Source organism: Pseudomonas sp. 3MAES_34.3B (assembly GCF_058145875.1).
In genome coordinates, this window is the sequence record NZ_CM176960.1 from 4,707,161 (window position 1) to 4,722,501 (window position 15,341).

A 15,341-nucleotide genomic window follows, 5' to 3' on the forward strand; every position below is an offset into this window, starting at 1 on the left:
AAAATGAACTGGCAAGGCGCGCAGTTTACCCCGGATCAGCGCCGCCGCCATTGCGGCAAGCCGATCAGCACCACCGCGCCGACGATCACCAGCATCGCCAGCATCTCCCACGGGCCGATCCGCTCTCCGGCAAACAGCATGCCCAGCAGTACCGCCACCACAGGATTCACGTACGCATAGCTGGTGGCCGCCGCCGGCCGCACGTGCTTGAGCAGGTACATATAAGCGTTGAAGGCCAGGATGGACCCGAAGAACACCAGGTACGCCAAAGCGACCCACCCAGAAAGCGGCGGCCAACTGGTGATGCGCTCGCCGCTGATCAACCCGGTGGCCAGCAAGGCTGCGCCAGCGATGAGCATTTCCACGGCGCTGGCCATTCCGCCGGCAGGCAGCGGCAGGTAACGGCTCCACACCGAGCCAAACGCCCAGGCAGCCGCCGCGAACAGTAATACCGCCGCCCCGCCGGGGCTGGCCTGCAGGTTGGCGCCAAGGTTAAGCAAGGCGATGCCGGCAATGCCCAGCAGGATGCCGCTCCACTCGAGCCACGAGTTGCGCTGGCCCCAAAGCAGCCCGAACAGCAGGGTGAACAAAGGCATGGTCGCCACCACCAGCGCGGCAACACCGGACGCGATACCGGCGTGTTCGGCCAGCGTCACCCCACCGTTGCCGCACCCGAGCAGCAATAGCCCTACCCACCCGCCAGCACGCCACTGTGGCGCGGTAGGCCTGGGCGCGCCTCGCAGCCGCAGCCAGGCGTAGAGAATCGCGCCCGCGACCAGGAACCTGATGCCGGCCATGGTCAGCGGTGGCCAGGATTCGACCCCGATGCGGATGAACAGATAAGTGGAGCCCCACACCAGGTACAGCGCCAGGAAGGCGCCGACCAGCAGGGCGGGCACAGGACGGGAAGGCATGGCAGGCGCTCGAAATCGAGAAAGGCGCCCATTGTACGAGCGAAACGGATCCCGTCCAGCTCAATGCCGAAGCAACAGCTCGCCTTCGATAGGCACATAGCGCGAAGCGGCGCGTATCAAGGAACCTGCGGTGAGGCCCGGTGTGCCGTACACGCTGGTTTGCACGCCATAACGCTGGTGCACGCGCTGTAGCAGCAGATCGAAGTCGCCATCGCCGGACGCCAGGACCACTTCATCCACCTCGGCGGCGGCTTCCAGCACGTCAATGGTGATACCCACGTCCCAGTCGCCTTTGGCCGAGCCGTCGCTGCGCTGGATATACGGCTTGAGCTTCACGTCGAAGCCCAGCTGGCGAAGGATGCGCTGGAACTGCTGCTGCTTGGGGTCGCCGCGGTCGATGGCGTAGGCATACGCCACCGTAATGTCGCCGCGCCCGGCCACCTGGGCCCAGAGCGCGGCGTAATTGAAGTGGCACCCGTGCACCTGGCGCACGGTGTAATAGAGGTTCTGAACGTCGGCGAACAGGGCAATCCGCCGACGCTCCGAGGGCTCGCTCGTTGGCTCAGACGTAGTCGTCGTCATCCGACAAGAACCCTCCGCTGTCGCCGCTGTAGTCGGCGTCGGAGAAGCCCCCGCGATCGTTGTTCCAGTCGCTGTTGTCGCTCACTAACTGCTGGCTGTTGTCTTCGGCCCAGCCCCCACCCTGATCGGCGGCAGGCGATGGCTCCTCGCGAATGATCTCGACAATTTCCTGCGGCGCGTTGTTGTGGTGGAACAGGCTGCTCAGCCCTTCCGCCAGCATCATGCCGCCGGCCACGCCCGCAGCAGTTTGCAGGGCGCCACGCATGAAACCACCGCCCGCCGCCTGAGGCTGGGCATAGCCAGGCTGATAACCCGGTTGGCCACCGCCATATTGAGGCGGTGCGGGCGGTGGTGCATAACCGCGGGCCGGTTCACGCCAACCGCCACCACTGGGTGCTTGCTGCACGGGTGCCGGCGCCTGCTCGCGAGCGCCGCCACCGAACAGCCCGGAAAGGAACCCGCCGCTGTGAGCCGGCGCCTTGCTGGCCGCAGCCTTGGCTTGCTCCAGTTCGGCCTTGAGCTGGCGGTTCATCTCATCCAGGCGTTTGACTGCGGCTTCCTGAACCAGGATGGCCTGGGCCATGTAATACGCGGCAGCAGGCTGGTTAGCCACGTGCTCGCGGATGCGCTGATCCGCCTGCACGTCCCGCGGGCCGCCGTCTGCTTCCGCTTGCTTGAGGCGGGAAAAGAGTCCGTCGATCAGGCTTTGCTCTTCGCTGTTCATGGCGACCTCTCAATTGCCGAATTTGACTGGCCCCAAAGGGGCCTGATGCACCCATTATGGGGGCCCCTCCCTGGTATTCAACGGCTGGCCGGGATGAAACATTGTTAATCGCCTGCCAGGCGTTTGCCCTGCCGGGCCCATCCGGTACAGTGGTGGGCCTGCCTGGCCCAAGACATTGGCGTGATGAACCCGCTCAGCATCCTTAAAGACTCTCTCTATTTTTTCCGCACACACCTGTGGGCAATCGTGCGGCTGTGCGTACCACTGCTTGCCTTGCAGTCGCTGGCCGAACAGCTGGTAGACCACAGTGTGGCGACCGACGCCCGTGGTGCATTCGACATCCTCGTGGGGTTGCTGTTCTACCCCATCTATACCGCGGCCCTGATTCTGTATCTCGATTCGCGCAGCAATGGAGAGCATCCGCCCCTCAAGCTGCTGCTCGGCATGGGCCTGCGGCTGTGGCCTCGCTTTGCGCTACTGGCGGCCATTTGTTCCTTGGCAATCCTGCTGGGCATGGCCCTGTACCTTTTGCCGGGGCTGTGGCTGATGGCCCGCTTGGCATTTGCCGAGTACCTGCTGGTGCTGCGGGGGCTGACGCCGCTGGCAGCGATCAAACAAAGCTTCGAGCTTACCCGAGGGCCCTTCTGGCAGGTGCTGGCCTGCGTACTGGCAGTGCTGGTGCCGCTGTGGCTGATCGACTTCGCCAGCGCTGCCGTGCTGCCCGATGACGACAACATGGCCATTTCTCTCGCGCTGGACTGCGCCAATGGCCTGGTGCAATTGCTCACTACAGTGGTGCTGTTCCGGTTGTTCATGTTACTGACCGACCCCACCCTGCGCGAACCGCGGGGCTGACTTGGGTCGACGCGCGGCCTCGGTTATGCTCAGGAACTTTCTGCTGCCGTAGCCGAGCCGATGATTCGACGACTGCGTAACGCTTTGCTGATCCTTCTGCTGATGGCCGCCGCCCTCGCTGCGCTGGCCTGGCACCTGTCGTGGCATCCGGCGCCCCACGCTGTCGTAACGCCAGTGTGCCGAGGCAACCCGCCTTCACTGGCGCCGGGCCAGCCGCTGAAAGTAATGACGTGGAACGTGCAGTTCCTGGCCGGCAAGCGGTACCTCTTCTGGTACGGCGCCCCCGAAGGCCAGAGCCACGACGACCGCCCGAGCGCCGAAGACATCGCTCACGACCTGGACGAAGTGGTACGGGTGATCCGCGACGAGCAGCCTGATCTGGTGCTATTGCAGGAACTGGACGATGGCGCCAAGGCAACCGGCTACCAGAACCAGCTCGCCTTGCTGCAAGAGCGCCTGGTAGACCTGTACCCCTGCAGCGTGGAGGCCTTTGACTGGAAAGCCGACTTCGTACCCGATACCCGTATATTCGGCAGCGTGGGGCGCAAGCTCGCCACGCTTAGCCGTTATCGCATTGACCAGGCCGAGCGTTGGCAACTGCCTCGCCCTGCCGGCCCACTGAGCCTGTTCCATCCTCAGCAGGTGCTGCTGGGCGCCTACTTGCCGATTACCGACGGCAGCGGCCACCTGGCTGTCCTCAATACCCGCCTGGAGCCCTACAAGCGCGGCAACGACGCCCAGGCCCGGCAACTGCAAGCGGTGGCCGACCGGGTAGACCATCTGGAAAGCCTGGGCACACCCTGGTTGCTAGGAGGCGACTTCAACCTGTTACCCCTGGGCCAATACCGACGGCTGGAGCCTGGTGAGCAAGCCGATTATTCCCCCGCCGACGATTTGCACCTGCTGTGGGATCGCTACCCGTTGATCCCCAGCAACGCGCAAGCTGGCGGGCCCGATCGAGCCGACTGGTTCACCCACTTCCCGCCCACGGCCAACGGCCCGGATCGCACCCTGGATTACCTGGTACACAGCCCCCGCGTGCGCCAGCTCGAAGCCCATGTACGGCAGGAAGATACCCTTGGGATTTCCGATCACTTGCCGTTGATGGGGCGGTTTTTGCTGCCGGGGAAAGTGCCGGGGGCGTAGGCTCCCGCTATGGCTTCATTTCTCGACCGGCGCCTTTTAAGAAGGCGATTCGTTTCGTCCTATATTGTTACGTATTAATTAGTTCAGCGTAACGGCCGCGCAAATAGCACCGGCTTACTTCAATATAAATTGGCACCACAAGATTCGAGCCTTACTGCAAGACCAGAACCTATTCAGCTACCGCTGAACCCGCGTCGTCAGTACAGAGCAGTTACTGGACAAATTTTCCCGGTGAAATCAAGCAGCGCTGCATTGACATGATTCACTAATGGAATATTCTCGTGAGCCGAAATGAAGCGGCAATGAGTATGCGCTGGGAAGACCTGACGGTAGACGGAAAAAAAGTCTGTATGGCACATTTACAGCCAACTGCGCGGGCATACCAGCTGGCGGCCTGCAACGTGTGCGTCGAATTCACATTCGGGCTTCATTGCTTCAGTGACAAGAAGGGAAATGGGCCATTAATCGTTCATCCAAAAGTTCGGGAAAAACGATATTTCTGTTCTACTAGGTACTCTCTTTCCAAACAGCTAATTGACTACATTGATAGGCGCTTCATTGATTCGAAGGTAAGAGCTCACTTTGCGGGCCAGAACAACAGGCGATATTTTTGCCTTGACGCTCATGAATACGCAATTTTCTTTGAAATCCGCAAGCCGCTGAACCGGGAAAACTTCCTTCGCCTGAATGTGGTTTCCGCTTACGAAGTTGAACCTTGGGGACGCTCCGGCCTGCCGAGCAAAGGTCCGTTATATAACGTTCGCTACGTGTTGGAAAAGCGCAACGAGGGTATCTCGGTTTGAAGGCTGATAAATAAATAGCAAAAAAGCCCTACGGCTCACACCGCAGGGCTTTTTGCTGAATCAAATGTCGGCCTGGCCTTTAAACCCGCTCACAGGCTGGGAGGAACGTGTCTGAACTCGTTCCCGGCATCGCTACCCCTCATCTGAGGTTCCGGTCTGTAGCGACAAGGCCATCGTACCCAAGCCTGGTTTTTGGGTCAAAGAATATCGTTAATAAGGTTCGTCAGGCTTGGCTTGGCCTACCGTAGCACACCCGTCTGAACGTTACAGACGCCCTCCTTGCTGCTACGTCCCCCTCGGTTTCGCCCGCGCGGTGGCCTCTGCGACCAGCGGGTCATCCGGCCAGTAGTGTTTGGGGTACCGTCCCTTCAGGTCCTTCTTCACCTCGCTGTAGGTGCTGCGCCAGAAGTTGGCCAAGTCCTGGGTGACCTGCACTGGCCGCCGGGCCGGGGACAGCAAATGCAGTTTTACCTGCACCCGGTTGCCAGCGATGCGCGGCGTGTCGGCCAGGCCGAACAGCTCTTGCAGCCGGACCGCCAGCACCGGCGGATGCTCACTGTAGTCGAGCCGGATGGACGAGCCCGACGGCACGTTCAGGTGGGTGGGTGCCAGTTCGTTCAGGCGTTGGGGTAATGGCCAGGGCAGCAGATTGTGCAGGATGCTGGAGAGGTCCAGTTGGCCGAAATGGGCCAGCCGGGTGACTTTGCCGAGGTAAGGCGCCAACCAGGTTTCCAGGCTTGCCAGCAAGCCTTCGTCACTCACATCCGGCCATTCGGTCTCGCCGCTGGCAAGGTCCAGTTCACGCAATAGCTGAACACGCGCCTGCCACTGTCGCAGTTCGGGCGTGAAGGGCAGCAAGGCCAGCCCTTTGCGGCGTACCAGGTCGACCAGCGCCTGCCCACGCGCGGCTTCGTCCAAGCCGGAAAGAGGCTCGCGGCGGAGCACCAGGTCACCGACCCGCCACTGGGCTTCGGCGCGCAGCGTGCCTTCCTTGTCATCCCATTCCAGCACGTCCCGGCGCTGTACCTGTTCGGCCAATACGGTATCGAACAGCAAAGGGTCCAGGTCTGCGGCAAGGTAGATCCGTTCCTCACGCTGGCCTTGGCGGCTACCCAGGTCCGCCACCACCAGCCATTCATGCTTCATCAGGGCGTCCGGCTCACCGAACTGGGCGGCGCGGCCGTTGGCCAAGCGGTACTCGGCCCCGCCGGCGCGACGTTGCTGGGCGACCCGGTCGGGGTAGGCTAGGGCAAGCAAGGCACCAAGCCAGCGGTCGGCCTGGGGGTCTTCGACAGGGCGTGCGGCGTTGGGCTGAGCACTGAGCAGGCCCCGGTATTGTTTGGCCAGTTGCTTGATACGCTGGGAGGCACGAGCCCCGCTGTGCAGCACGGCCAGGCGGCTGTGCAGGTCGGCGCCACGGTCACGCACGATGTCACGCTCACCCAGCAAGGCGGCGAGGTCGCAACCCATGGCCTCCAGCCCGAGGGCTTTGGCTCGCAGCAGCAGGTGGGCGATTCGCGGATGCGCCGGCAGGCCGGCCATCGCTTGGCCGTGCGCCGTCAGCCGGCCGTCCGCAGCAAGGGCGCCAAGGCGGGCAAGCAGATCGTCAGCCTGGGACATCGCAGCGGCCGGCGGCATATCGAGCCAACGCAGCTGATCCGGCGTCGCGCCCCAGCGGTGCAGTTGCAGCGCCAGTGGTGCCAGGTCGGCCTGAAGGATTTCCGCGCTGTCATAAGCGGCCAGTTGCTCATGCTGGGTTTCGGACCACAGCCGGTAACACACGCCCGGCTCCAGCCGCCCTGCCCTGCCGGCACGCTGGGTAGCGCTGGCACGGGAAACACGCTGGGTATCGAGGCGGGTCATGCCAGTGCCGGGATCGAAGCGCGGCACCCGAGCCAGGCCACTGTCGACCACCACCCGAACGCCTTCGATGGTAAGGCTGGTTTCAGCGATATTAGTGGCGAGCACCACTTTGCGCTCGCCGGGAGGTGCGGGCTCGATGGCGGCGCGCTGGGCAGCCAGATCAAGCTCACCGTGCAGCGGGCACAGCCGAACGCCGGGGTAGCTGCCGAGCGCGCTTTCCAGGCGCTGCGCCACCCGGCGGATCTCGGCCTGCCCCGGCAGGAACACCAGCACGCTACCGGCCTGCTCATCCAATGCCTGGAGCACCACGCTTTCTACCCTGGCATCCAGATATTCCCCTTGCTGCGGCGCGCGGCCCCATCGCACCTCCACCGGGTATGCACGGCCTTGGCTGCTGATAACCGGAGCGTCGTCCAGCAGCGTTGAAAGCCGTTCGCCTTCCAAAGTGGCAGACATGAGCAGCACCTTCAGTGGCGGCTCATCGCGCAACAGATCCCGCCCGTTGAGCACCAGCGCTAGCGCCAGGTCCGCATCGAGGCTGCGTTCATGGAATTCATCGAAAATGACCAGCCCAACCCCTTCAAGCGCCGGATCATCCTGCAGCCGCCGGGCCAGGATGCCCTCCGTTACCACCTCGATGCGGGTGCGCGGGCCAACCCGGCTTTCGAGGCGAATGCGGTAGCCCACCGTCTCGCCCACCTTCTCACCCAACTCACTGGCCAGCCGCTCCGCTGCGGCGCGCGCGGCCAGGCGGCGGGGTTCAAGCATGAGGATGGACTGCCCGCTCAGCCAGGCTTCCTCCAGCAACGCCAAGGGTACCCGTGTGGTTTTACCCGCGCCGGGCGGGGCTTCGAGCACGGCTTCGTGGCGGGTACGCAGGGCGCTGCGCAAGTCGGGTAATACGGTGTCGATGGGCAGCGGGGTCATGGGGGCTCCTGGTAGGCTGGCGATTATAGCGACCTTGCCTGCAACCCTCCCGCCCCCATCGACAAGCACACGTCACTGGCCCCCCACCAAGCCGCAAGGTATAACGGCGAACCGCAACGGCCCGACCACGGTCGTAGTTGTCGGTAGCGGCCATTTATGCGAATGGCCGAGCCTTTTAACCCCAGGAGAAATTCATGCGTTTCCCTACTCGTATGATCGGCAGTGTTCTGGTTATTTCGGTGTTCACTCAGCTCACCGCGTGCGGCACCCTGTTCTGGCCTGACCGCCGTGGGCAGATCGACGGCAAGATCGACCCGGTGGTCGCGGTCCTCGATGCCGTCGGCATTCTTTTCTTTGTGATTCCAGGCCTGATCGCCTTTGGCGTGGACTTCGCCACCGGCGCGATCTACCTTCCGGGCGGCACCCACGCGCAGGTCGATCCTGATCTGCTCAAGGGCGCGGTCAAGCCTGATGGCAGCGTGGACAACAAGCGCTTGCAAGCCATTCTGGAAAGCCAGCTGGGCAAGCACCTGCCGCTGGACGACCCGCGCCTGATCCAACACCATGGCAGCGTCGAGCAACTGGCGGCGTACGGCCTGCGCCCGGCAGCCTGATCGCATGGTCGTCGCCCCCCGCCATCGCCGCCTGCTACGCCTGGCAACCCGCGCGTCGCTGGGCGTAGCAACGGTGCTCATCCTGTGCAAGGCCATTGCCTGGTACATGAGCGGCTCGGTCAGCCTGCTGGCCGGGCTTACCGATTCGGTGCTGGATGGGGCGGCGTCCTTCCTCAACTTGCTGGCGGTTCACTATTCCCTGCGCCCCGCAGACGACGACCATCGCTACGGGCACGGCAAGGCCGAGGCGCTCGCCGGCATGGGCCAGGCACTGTTCATTGGCGTGAGCGCGGTGTTCATCGCGATCCAGGCGGCTGAGCGTTTGCGCACGCCAGAACCGGTCGGCGAGGCCGGGGTAGGCATTGCCGTGATGGTGCTTTCACTGGTGCTCACGGTGGGCCTGCTGATTCTCCAGCACAAGGTAGTGAAGGAAACCGGCTCTACCGCTGTGCGCGCCGACTCCTTGCATTACCGCTCTGACCTGATGCTCAACGGCAGCATCCTGCTGGCGCTGGTGCTTGCCGGCTGGGGCTACCCGCAAGTGGATGCGCTGTTCGGCCTGGCCATCTCGATTTATATCCTGTGGAGCGCCTATCAGATCGCCAAGGAGAGTTCGGCCATCCTGATGGACCAGGAGCTTGACCCCGACGTTGGCGAACAGATGCTCGCGCTCGCGTGTGCAGTCCCGGGCGTGCTCGGCGCCCATGACTTGCGCACGCGGATGTCAGGCCAGCACTGGTTCGTCCAGCTGCACCTGGAGCTTCCCGGGCAGCTTTCATTGTCTGCGGCTCATGCACTGTGTGAACAGGCGGAAGCCGCGATCATCGCAAAATTCCCCAAGGCCGAAGTACTGGTTCACGCCGACCCCGAAGAAGCCGTTCACCCCGGTCAGTTGAGGCCGTAACCGCGGCTGCTCAAGCAATTGGCCATGTTCTGCCGGAACAGGTACACCACCTGATCGGAGGGCGCATAAGTGGCAGTGGCCGGGTCGAAGCCGGTCTGCTGCGCGGCCCAACGCTGGCAGTCATAGCGGTCCCGCTCCATTTGCGAAGGCGTCTGCCCGTTGGCGGGGTAGAACGCAACGTCATACCCGCTCGGTGCCGTCACAGGTTGGGGCACTGGCTGAGGTTGGGACTGGATCGGCGCGGCAGGTGCGTCCACCACCACGTACTCCTGGGTGTCGTTTACCCACTGGTAATAGGTGCCAGCCGCCAGGAAAAACACGCCACCACCGATCCATACGCGGGTGGCGTAATCGGGCAGATAGCGCACCCGAATCCCACGCGGTGGCGCGACCACGACATAGCCCGGGCCATTGGGCCGGTACCAGTAGCCGCTTGAATAGAAGTAATCGCTGCCGCGGTACGGCACTCGGTAGTTGTCACCGGGAAAGCGGTCTACGCGTTGCCCGGGTCGATACTGAGGGCCCGGGCCCCAACCGTCGTTGTGCCAGCGCGGATCACGGTCGCGGTCGCCACCGGCCTGCCATTGGCGGTTGCCGTTCTGCCGAGGCAGGTCGGGATAGCTGCCGCGAAGGGGCGACTGGGTTTGCCACACTTCGCCAGGCTTGGACTGGATCGGTGGCGTATTAGCGGGGCGCTGAGGTTGCGGCCGGTCGTTCCCATTAGGGCTGTTCTGCCAGCTTTGGCCGGGCCGGCCGTTATCCGGCCGAGGGTCCGGCCGGTTGGTTGGCCGAGGGTCTGGCCGAGGGTCTGGCCGAGTGTTGACTGGCCGATCGTTATCCGGCCGCGTGTAGCCCTGCTGCGGTTGGCGCTGAGGGGCCTGCCCCGCATTGGAACCGGACGGGCGCTCCTGATTTCGCGAGGGGCCCTGGCCCTGAGAACCGCCATGGTCCTGGCGGCTGGGCGCCGCGCCGCGCAATTGGTCCTGAGCGCTGGAATTGTTGTCCGCGAAAGTCGGCGAAGCCAGGCACAGGCTCAGTGCGCAAGCACTGGCAAGGCACCAGGGGCGGGTGTTCATGGGTATCCTCATTATGTGCGATGCACCAGCGTTTGACTGAGAAAACCGAGGGCGGTTCGTGGCCATGCTAACAGCCGCTTCGGTTGTGCTATCGGCTGTGACGCTTATTTCATGAATGGCGCCGGCCGCTCTCGCGCCTGAATCGCACCCATAAAAAAAGGAGGCCCCGAGGCCTCCCTTGATGAACTGCGTCCAGGCGCGTCGCTTGTGGCGGCGGCTCACTACGGCCGGCCTGATTGAGCCAGCGTCAACCCGGTGGCCAGCTCGACCCTGTGGGGGCGGTGGCCGCGAGCGGCCTGATTGGGCGGCTCGCAGTGGACTCATGTCCGGGCGGTGATCATGGGGTAAAGCTTATCGCGCCACCGGCGGTAGAAGATTGCGAAGATTGCCCTTGAAGATAGCCATTGCGCAATTTAAAAGCCTACGCAGATAATATTCCGCAATTCTACTAATGCAGGTGGGTGCCATGGGCAAGTTGGACCGTTACGATCTGAGCATCCTCGCCGAGTTGCAGCGCGATGCCCGCATCTCCAATCAGGAGCTGGCCGAGCGGATCGGCTTGTCCCCCTCGCCCTGCTCCCGCCGGGTGAAGCAGTTGGAAGACGACGGCTATATCACCCGCCAGGTGGCACTGCTGGACCGAAAGAAGCTGGGCCTGAACCTTACCGCTTACGTACTGATCGGGATGGACCGGCATACGCCGGAGCGTTTCGAAAACTTCGAAGCCGCCGTGCGCAACCTTCCGCAGGTACTCGAGTGCAGCCTGGTGACCGGAATGGAAGCGGATTACCAGCTCAAGGTGGTGGTGCAGGACATGGACCATTACCAGCAATTGCTGCTGGGGCACCTCACCCGCATTGAAGGGGTGACCAGCGTGCGTTCCAGCTTTGTGCTCAACCAGGTATTGGCGAGCTCCGAGCTGCCGTTGGCGCACCTTCGCCCCTGAGCACCGTCATGCCTGTGTCGCGCGGTACTGTTAAAACGTTTTGGAACAGGCAAGATAGTGACTTGCCAGAAGAGAAGGATCCGCCTGTGAGCACCGATGCCGATGCATTCGTTACCTTGAACACACCTGAACAGGTTGTGGATCGCCTGGCCTGGCTGCATGACCGTGCAACTGGCGCGCTCAGCCAGGCCCTCAAGCGCTACCTCAAAGACCGCACCGAGCCCACCCCCGAAGAGCGGGCCCAGTTTCGTTACCCTGAATTGCGGCTCACCTATCAGTCCCACGGCGAAGTGCCCAGCACCACGCGCGCTTATGCCAAATTGCAGCTGCCAGGCACCTACTCGGTCACCGTGACCCAGCCTGAAGCCTTCCGTAAATACCTGTTGGAACAGCTGGTGCCGCTGATGCGGGACTTCGACGTAGTGCTGGAAGTAGGCGCCAGCCAGCAGAACATCCCCTACCCTTATGTGGTTGAACAGGGCGATGAGCTGGCCGGCACGGGCGTGACGGCTGCTGCCCTGGCGCGGGTATTCCCCAGTACTGACCTGTCCGCCGCCACCGATGGCATCGCCGACGGCCTGTACGACTGGGCCAACGCCGACCCCCTGCCGCTGGCGCTGTTCGACGGCGCGCGCGTGGACTTCAGCCTTCGCCGGCTGGTGCATTACACCGGCAGCGATTGGCGCCACGTGCAACCGTGGATTCTGCTTACCAACTACCACCGTTATGTGGACCAGTTCGTGGCACACGGGCTGGAGCAACTGCAGAGCGACCCTCGCTTCGTGCGTATGGTAATGCCAGGCAACGTGGTGATCGAAAAAGGTATGGACCATGGCGAAGCCCAGGCGCTGGTGGCCAGCGTGGTGTGGCACCGCTACCAGATGCCGGCGTACCACTTGATTGCCGCCGATGGCGATGGGATTACCTTGGTGAACATCGGCGTGGGGCCGTCCAATGCCAAGAACATCACCGACCACCTGGCGGTGCTGCGCCCTCACTGCTGGTTGATGATCGGCCATTGCGGCGGCCTGCGTGCCTCGCAGACCATCGGCGACTATGTACTGGCCCACGCCTACATGCGCCGGGATGGCATTCTGGACCGTCTGGTACCGCCACACATCCCGATCCCCGCCCTGGCGGAAGTACAGTTGGCGTTGCAGGAAGCCGCCGCCCAGATAACCGGCGAACGAGGCGACGAGCTGAAGAAGCGGCTGCGCACCGGTACCGTATTGACCTACGACGATCGGAACTGGGAGCTGCGCTGGGCCCAGGAGCGGCCGTTGATCAACCTGTCCCGAGCCGTGGCCGTGGACATGGAAAGCGGCACCATCGCCGCCCAGGGTTATCGCCTGCGCGTGCCGTACGGGACGCTACTGTGTGTGTCCGACAAGCCCTTGCACAGCGAGATCAAGCTGCCCGGCTCGGCGAACGCGTTCTACAACCGTGCCGTTAGCCAGCACCTCACCATCGGGATTGCCGCACTGGACCTGTTGCGCACGCAGTTGAATGCCCTCCATTCACGCAAACTGCGCAGCTTCGACGAGCCACCCTTCCGCTGATCGGCCGCAGCGGGGCTGGTATGCTATCGGCCCCGCTGCAATTGGTTGACCTTCATGCCCGCCCCCACTCGCCGCCCTCCGCCACGCCGTGTTGCCAAGGCCCCGCCTGTTGCGCCTCGCCTCGTAGTGCTCAACAAACCCTACGATGTGCTCACCCAGTTCAACGACGATCAGGGCCGGGACACGCTCAAGAACTACCTCGACATGCCCGGCGTCTACCCCGCCGGCCGCCTGGACCGGGACAGCGAAGGCTTGCTGCTGCTGACCAATGACGGTCGCCTTCAGGCGCGTATTGCCGACCCTAAGCACAAGCTGGCGAAAACGTACTGGGTGCAGGTAGAAGGCGAGCCCGAGGAGGCGCAACTGGCGCAGCTACGAGCAGGCGTGGTGTTGAATGACGGCCCCACACTCCCCGCCGAGGCGCGGCTGCTCGCCGAGCCCGACCTGTGGCCACGAAACCCGCCGGTGCGTTTTCGCAAGAGCGTGCCCACGGCCTGGCTGGAACTTACCATCCGCGAAGGCCGCAACCGCCAGGTGAGGCGCATGACCGCCGCGGTAGGCCTGCCGACCTTGCGCCTGGTGCGGGTGCGGATCGGGCCGTTCGATCTGGAAGGCCTCGCGCTCGGGGCATGGCGAGAGGTTGATCCAGCGGTTCTCAAATAGTCTGTGGGACCGCAGCGCGGGGGCTTTGCCCCCTCCTACAGGCCAGGGGCGGATCGCTGGATAAGTTGCTCGACAGCGATACCCCGCGGCAAGGCGCCATAAGCGCCGGCCCTTTGCTCCAGCCGGCTGGCAATAAAAGCATCGCTGACAACGTTGTTGCCACCTTCGAGTAACAGCTTGGCCTGGAGCGTGAGGGCGATGTTTTCGGTGAGTTGCCTGGCTCGATAAGGCAGCTCGGCGGTATCGCGCAAATCGCCCTTCAGTTGTTCAATGGCTGTAGCGAGCCGACGGTCGCCGTGGCCATTACCCAATTCGGCGAACAGAGCGTCCAGCACACCGGCCTCTTTTGATAGCGCCCGCAGCACATCCAGGCATTGCACATTGCCTGAGCCTTCCCAGGTTGAATTCACCGGAGCCTCGCGGTACAGACGGGGAAGAATGCTGTCCTCCACATACCCTGCGCCGCCCAGGCATTCGGCGGCTTCGTTGATCATCCCCGGCGCTCGCTTGCAGATCCAGTATTTACCCACCGCTGTAACCAAGCGGGCGAACAAGGCTTCGGTCGGATCGCTCAGCCGGTCCAGTGCCTGGCCCATGCGCAGGCTCAAGGCCAGGGCAGCCTCGCTCTCCAGCGCCAGGTCTGCCAGTACGTTCTGCATCAAGGGCTGATACACCAGCGGCCGGCCGCCCACGCTACGGTGCGCGCAATGATGCATCGCCTGGGTAAGAGCCTGACGCATCAGTGCGCTGGAGCCCACCATGCAGTCGAACCGGGTCATGGCCACCATTTCGATGATCGTCGGCACTCCCCGACCGGGCTCGCCCACCATCCAGGCCAGCGCGCCACGGTATTCCACTTCGCTGGAGGCGTTGGACTGATTGCCCAGCTTGTGTTTGAGCCGTTGGATATAAAACGCGTTCCGGGTGCCGTCCGGCCGATGGCGCGGCAGTAAAAAGCAGCTCAAGCCTTCGTCGGTATACGCCAGGGTAAGGAAGGCGTCGCACATGGGCGCCGAGCAAAACCATTTGTGGCCCAGCAGTTCATACGGCTGCCCTGGCCCCGGTTGGCCCACGGCAAACGCTCGGGTGGTGTTGGCGCGTACATCCGTGCCGCCCTGCTTCTCGGTCATGGCCATGCCAATGGTCGCACCGGCCTTCTGGCCAATCTCGATATTGCGCGGGTCGTATTCGGTGGAAAGCACCTTGGGCAGCCAGCGCTCGGCAAGGTCCGGCTGCAAGCGCAAGGCGGGTACGCTGGCGAAGGTCATGGTGAGGGGGCAGCCACTGCCGGCTTCGGCCTGGGTATGCAGGTACGTCATCGACGCCCGCGCCACATGAGCGCCCGGCTGTGGCTCCCGCCAGGGCAGCGAGGGCAGGCCATGCTCGATAGCAGCGGCCATGAGCTGATGGTAGGCGGGGTGGAATTCTATAAGGTCGATCCGGTTGCCGTAGCGATCATGGCTATGAAATACCGGCGGGTGCTCATTGGCGAGAAACCCGGCCGCCATCAGCGGCCCGCCCGCCAAGGCCCCATAGGCATCGATTCGTGGCTGCGCCCAGCCCGCACCGAAGCGGCGCGACCACTCCTGCAACGGCAGGTCCAGGCGATAAAGGTTGGCGCCCTCCAGGCCCGGCGGCTGATTGGTCACCTCGTGGGTTTCGGCGAATCGTTGCAGGCTCATGTAAGGCTCCGCGGCATTGGCTGTGCTTGTTCAGTGAAGCACGAGTTGTCGCGAAGCGGCCATGGCCATTGATCTCAACCCGC

The 15,341-nt window shown here is 63.4% G+C and carries 14 protein-coding genes; 8 read left to right on the forward strand and 6 right to left on the reverse strand.

Features of this window, described 5'->3' with window-relative positions; genetic code table 11:
- Positions 1-35 precede the first annotated feature (35 nt).
- Genes yedA through AC3Z8Y_RS21005 form a run of 3 tightly spaced genes read right to left on the reverse strand, consistent with a single transcriptional unit; the run spans position 36 to position 2,220 of the window.
- Positions 36-914 carry a drug/metabolite exporter YedA gene (gene yedA, locus AC3Z8Y_RS20995; protein WP_490087421.1) on the reverse strand — a complete coding sequence of 293 codons (879 nt, stop codon included), beginning with the start codon at positions 912-914 and terminating at the stop codon, positions 36-38.
- A 60-nt stretch (positions 915-974) separates the two neighbouring features.
- Positions 975-1,496: an NYN domain-containing protein gene (locus tag AC3Z8Y_RS21000; protein WP_490087422.1), complete on the reverse strand. Its 522-nt coding sequence runs from the start codon at positions 1,494-1,496 to the stop codon at positions 975-977.
- Complete coding sequence (locus AC3Z8Y_RS21005; RefSeq protein ID WP_490087423.1) at positions 1,477-2,220, reverse strand: DUF2076 domain-containing protein; 744 nt, start codon at positions 2,218-2,220, stop codon at positions 1,477-1,479. Before AC3Z8Y_RS21005 ends, AC3Z8Y_RS21000 begins: the two co-directional genes overlap by 20 nt.
- Before the next feature lie 183 nt (positions 2,221-2,403).
- On the opposite strand from AC3Z8Y_RS21005, the gene AC3Z8Y_RS21010 reads away from it, so the two are divergent.
- The 3 genes from AC3Z8Y_RS21010 to AC3Z8Y_RS21020 all read left to right on the forward strand — a co-directional run bounded on the left by AC3Z8Y_RS21010 (position 2,404) and on the right by AC3Z8Y_RS21020 (position 5,024).
- Positions 2,404-3,075, forward strand: coding sequence for a YciC family protein (locus AC3Z8Y_RS21010; RefSeq protein ID WP_490087424.1), 672 nt, complete (start codon positions 2,404-2,406; stop codon positions 3,073-3,075).
- Between the two features lie 60 nt (positions 3,076-3,135).
- A complete protein-coding gene (locus AC3Z8Y_RS21015; protein ID WP_490087425.1) occupies positions 3,136-4,221 on the forward strand; it encodes an endonuclease/exonuclease/phosphatase family protein in 1,086 nt (361 codons plus the stop codon).
- A 281-nt stretch (positions 4,222-4,502) separates the two neighbouring features.
- Positions 4,503-5,024, forward strand: coding sequence for a hypothetical protein (locus tag AC3Z8Y_RS21020; protein ID WP_308821682.1), 522 nt, complete (start codon positions 4,503-4,505; stop codon positions 5,022-5,024).
- Between the two features lie 285 nt (positions 5,025-5,309).
- On the opposite strand, the gene hrpB is transcribed toward AC3Z8Y_RS21020, so the two are convergent.
- On the reverse strand, positions 5,310-7,814 hold the full coding sequence (hrpB, locus tag AC3Z8Y_RS21025; protein WP_490087426.1) for an ATP-dependent helicase HrpB: 2,505 nt from the start codon (positions 7,812-7,814) through the stop codon (positions 5,310-5,312).
- Between the two features lie 194 nt (positions 7,815-8,008).
- On the opposite strand from hrpB, the gene AC3Z8Y_RS21030 reads away from it, so the two are divergent.
- A complete protein-coding gene (locus AC3Z8Y_RS21030; RefSeq protein WP_490087427.1) occupies positions 8,009-8,428 on the forward strand; it encodes a polyribonucleotide nucleotidyltransferase in 420 nt (139 codons plus the stop codon).
- Positions 8,429-8,432: 4 nt separating this feature from the next.
- Positions 8,433-9,332, forward strand: a complete 900-nt coding sequence (locus tag AC3Z8Y_RS21035) for a cation diffusion facilitator family transporter (RefSeq protein WP_490087428.1) — start codon at positions 8,433-8,435, stop codon at positions 9,330-9,332.
- Here AC3Z8Y_RS21035 and AC3Z8Y_RS21040 read toward each other — a convergent pair.
- Positions 9,317-10,408 (reverse strand): DUF6515 family protein, encoded by a 1,092-nt coding sequence (locus AC3Z8Y_RS21040; RefSeq protein WP_490087429.1) that lies wholly within the window; start codon positions 10,406-10,408, stop codon positions 9,317-9,319. The two genes, AC3Z8Y_RS21035 and AC3Z8Y_RS21040, sit on opposite strands and share 16 nt — an antisense overlap.
- Before the next feature lie 466 nt (positions 10,409-10,874).
- Between AC3Z8Y_RS21040 and AC3Z8Y_RS21045 the strand changes: the two genes are divergently transcribed.
- The 3 genes from AC3Z8Y_RS21045 (at position 10,875) to AC3Z8Y_RS21055 (ending at position 13,576) form a co-directional block, all read left to right on the forward strand.
- Positions 10,875-11,354 carry an Lrp/AsnC family transcriptional regulator gene (locus AC3Z8Y_RS21045; RefSeq protein WP_181117402.1) on the forward strand — a complete coding sequence of 160 codons (480 nt, stop codon included), beginning with the start codon at positions 10,875-10,877 and terminating at the stop codon, positions 11,352-11,354.
- An 86-nt stretch (positions 11,355-11,440) separates the two neighbouring features.
- Positions 11,441-12,913 carry an AMP nucleosidase gene (gene amn / locus AC3Z8Y_RS21050; RefSeq protein WP_490087430.1) on the forward strand — a complete coding sequence of 491 codons (1,473 nt, stop codon included), beginning with the start codon at positions 11,441-11,443 and terminating at the stop codon, positions 12,911-12,913.
- 54 nt (positions 12,914-12,967) lie between these two features.
- On the forward strand, positions 12,968-13,576 hold the full coding sequence (locus AC3Z8Y_RS21055) for a pseudouridine synthase (RefSeq protein WP_490087431.1): 609 nt from the start codon (positions 12,968-12,970) through the stop codon (positions 13,574-13,576).
- A 35-nt stretch (positions 13,577-13,611) separates the two neighbouring features.
- On the opposite strand, the gene AC3Z8Y_RS21060 is transcribed toward AC3Z8Y_RS21055, so the two are convergent.
- A complete protein-coding gene (locus AC3Z8Y_RS21060) occupies positions 13,612-15,258 on the reverse strand; it encodes an acyl-CoA dehydrogenase family protein (RefSeq protein ID WP_490087432.1) in 1,647 nt (548 codons plus the stop codon).
- Positions 15,259-15,341 lie beyond the last annotated feature (83 nt).

Coding starts and splice junctions, on each gene's coding strand:
- yedA (WP_490087421.1), bottom strand. CDS start 914: ATGCCTTCCCGTCCTGTGCCCGCCCTGCTGGTCGGCGCCTTCCTGGCG.
- AC3Z8Y_RS21000 (WP_490087422.1), bottom strand. CDS start 1,496: ATGACGACGACTACGTCTGAGCCAACGAGCGAGCCCTCGGAGCGTCGG.
- AC3Z8Y_RS21005 (WP_490087423.1), bottom strand. CDS start 2,220: ATGAACAGCGAAGAGCAAAGCCTGATCGACGGACTCTTTTCCCGCCTC.
- AC3Z8Y_RS21010 (WP_490087424.1), top strand. CDS start 2,404: ATGAACCCGCTCAGCATCCTTAAAGACTCTCTCTATTTTTTCCGCACA.
- AC3Z8Y_RS21015 (WP_490087425.1), top strand. CDS start 3,136: ATGATTCGACGACTGCGTAACGCTTTGCTGATCCTTCTGCTGATGGCC.
- hrpB (WP_490087426.1), bottom strand. CDS start 7,814: ATGACCCCGCTGCCCATCGACACCGTATTACCCGACTTGCGCAGCGCC.
- AC3Z8Y_RS21030 (WP_490087427.1), top strand. CDS start 8,009: ATGCGTTTCCCTACTCGTATGATCGGCAGTGTTCTGGTTATTTCGGTG.
- AC3Z8Y_RS21035 (WP_490087428.1), top strand. CDS start 8,433: ATGGTCGTCGCCCCCCGCCATCGCCGCCTGCTACGCCTGGCAACCCGC.
- AC3Z8Y_RS21040 (WP_490087429.1), bottom strand. CDS start 10,408: ATGAACACCCGCCCCTGGTGCCTTGCCAGTGCTTGCGCACTGAGCCTG.
- AC3Z8Y_RS21045 (WP_181117402.1), top strand. CDS start 10,875: ATGGGCAAGTTGGACCGTTACGATCTGAGCATCCTCGCCGAGTTGCAG.
- AC3Z8Y_RS21055 (WP_490087431.1), top strand. CDS start 12,968: ATGCCCGCCCCCACTCGCCGCCCTCCGCCACGCCGTGTTGCCAAGGCC.
- AC3Z8Y_RS21060 (WP_490087432.1), bottom strand. CDS start 15,258: ATGAGCCTGCAACGATTCGCCGAAACCCACGAGGTGACCAATCAGCCG.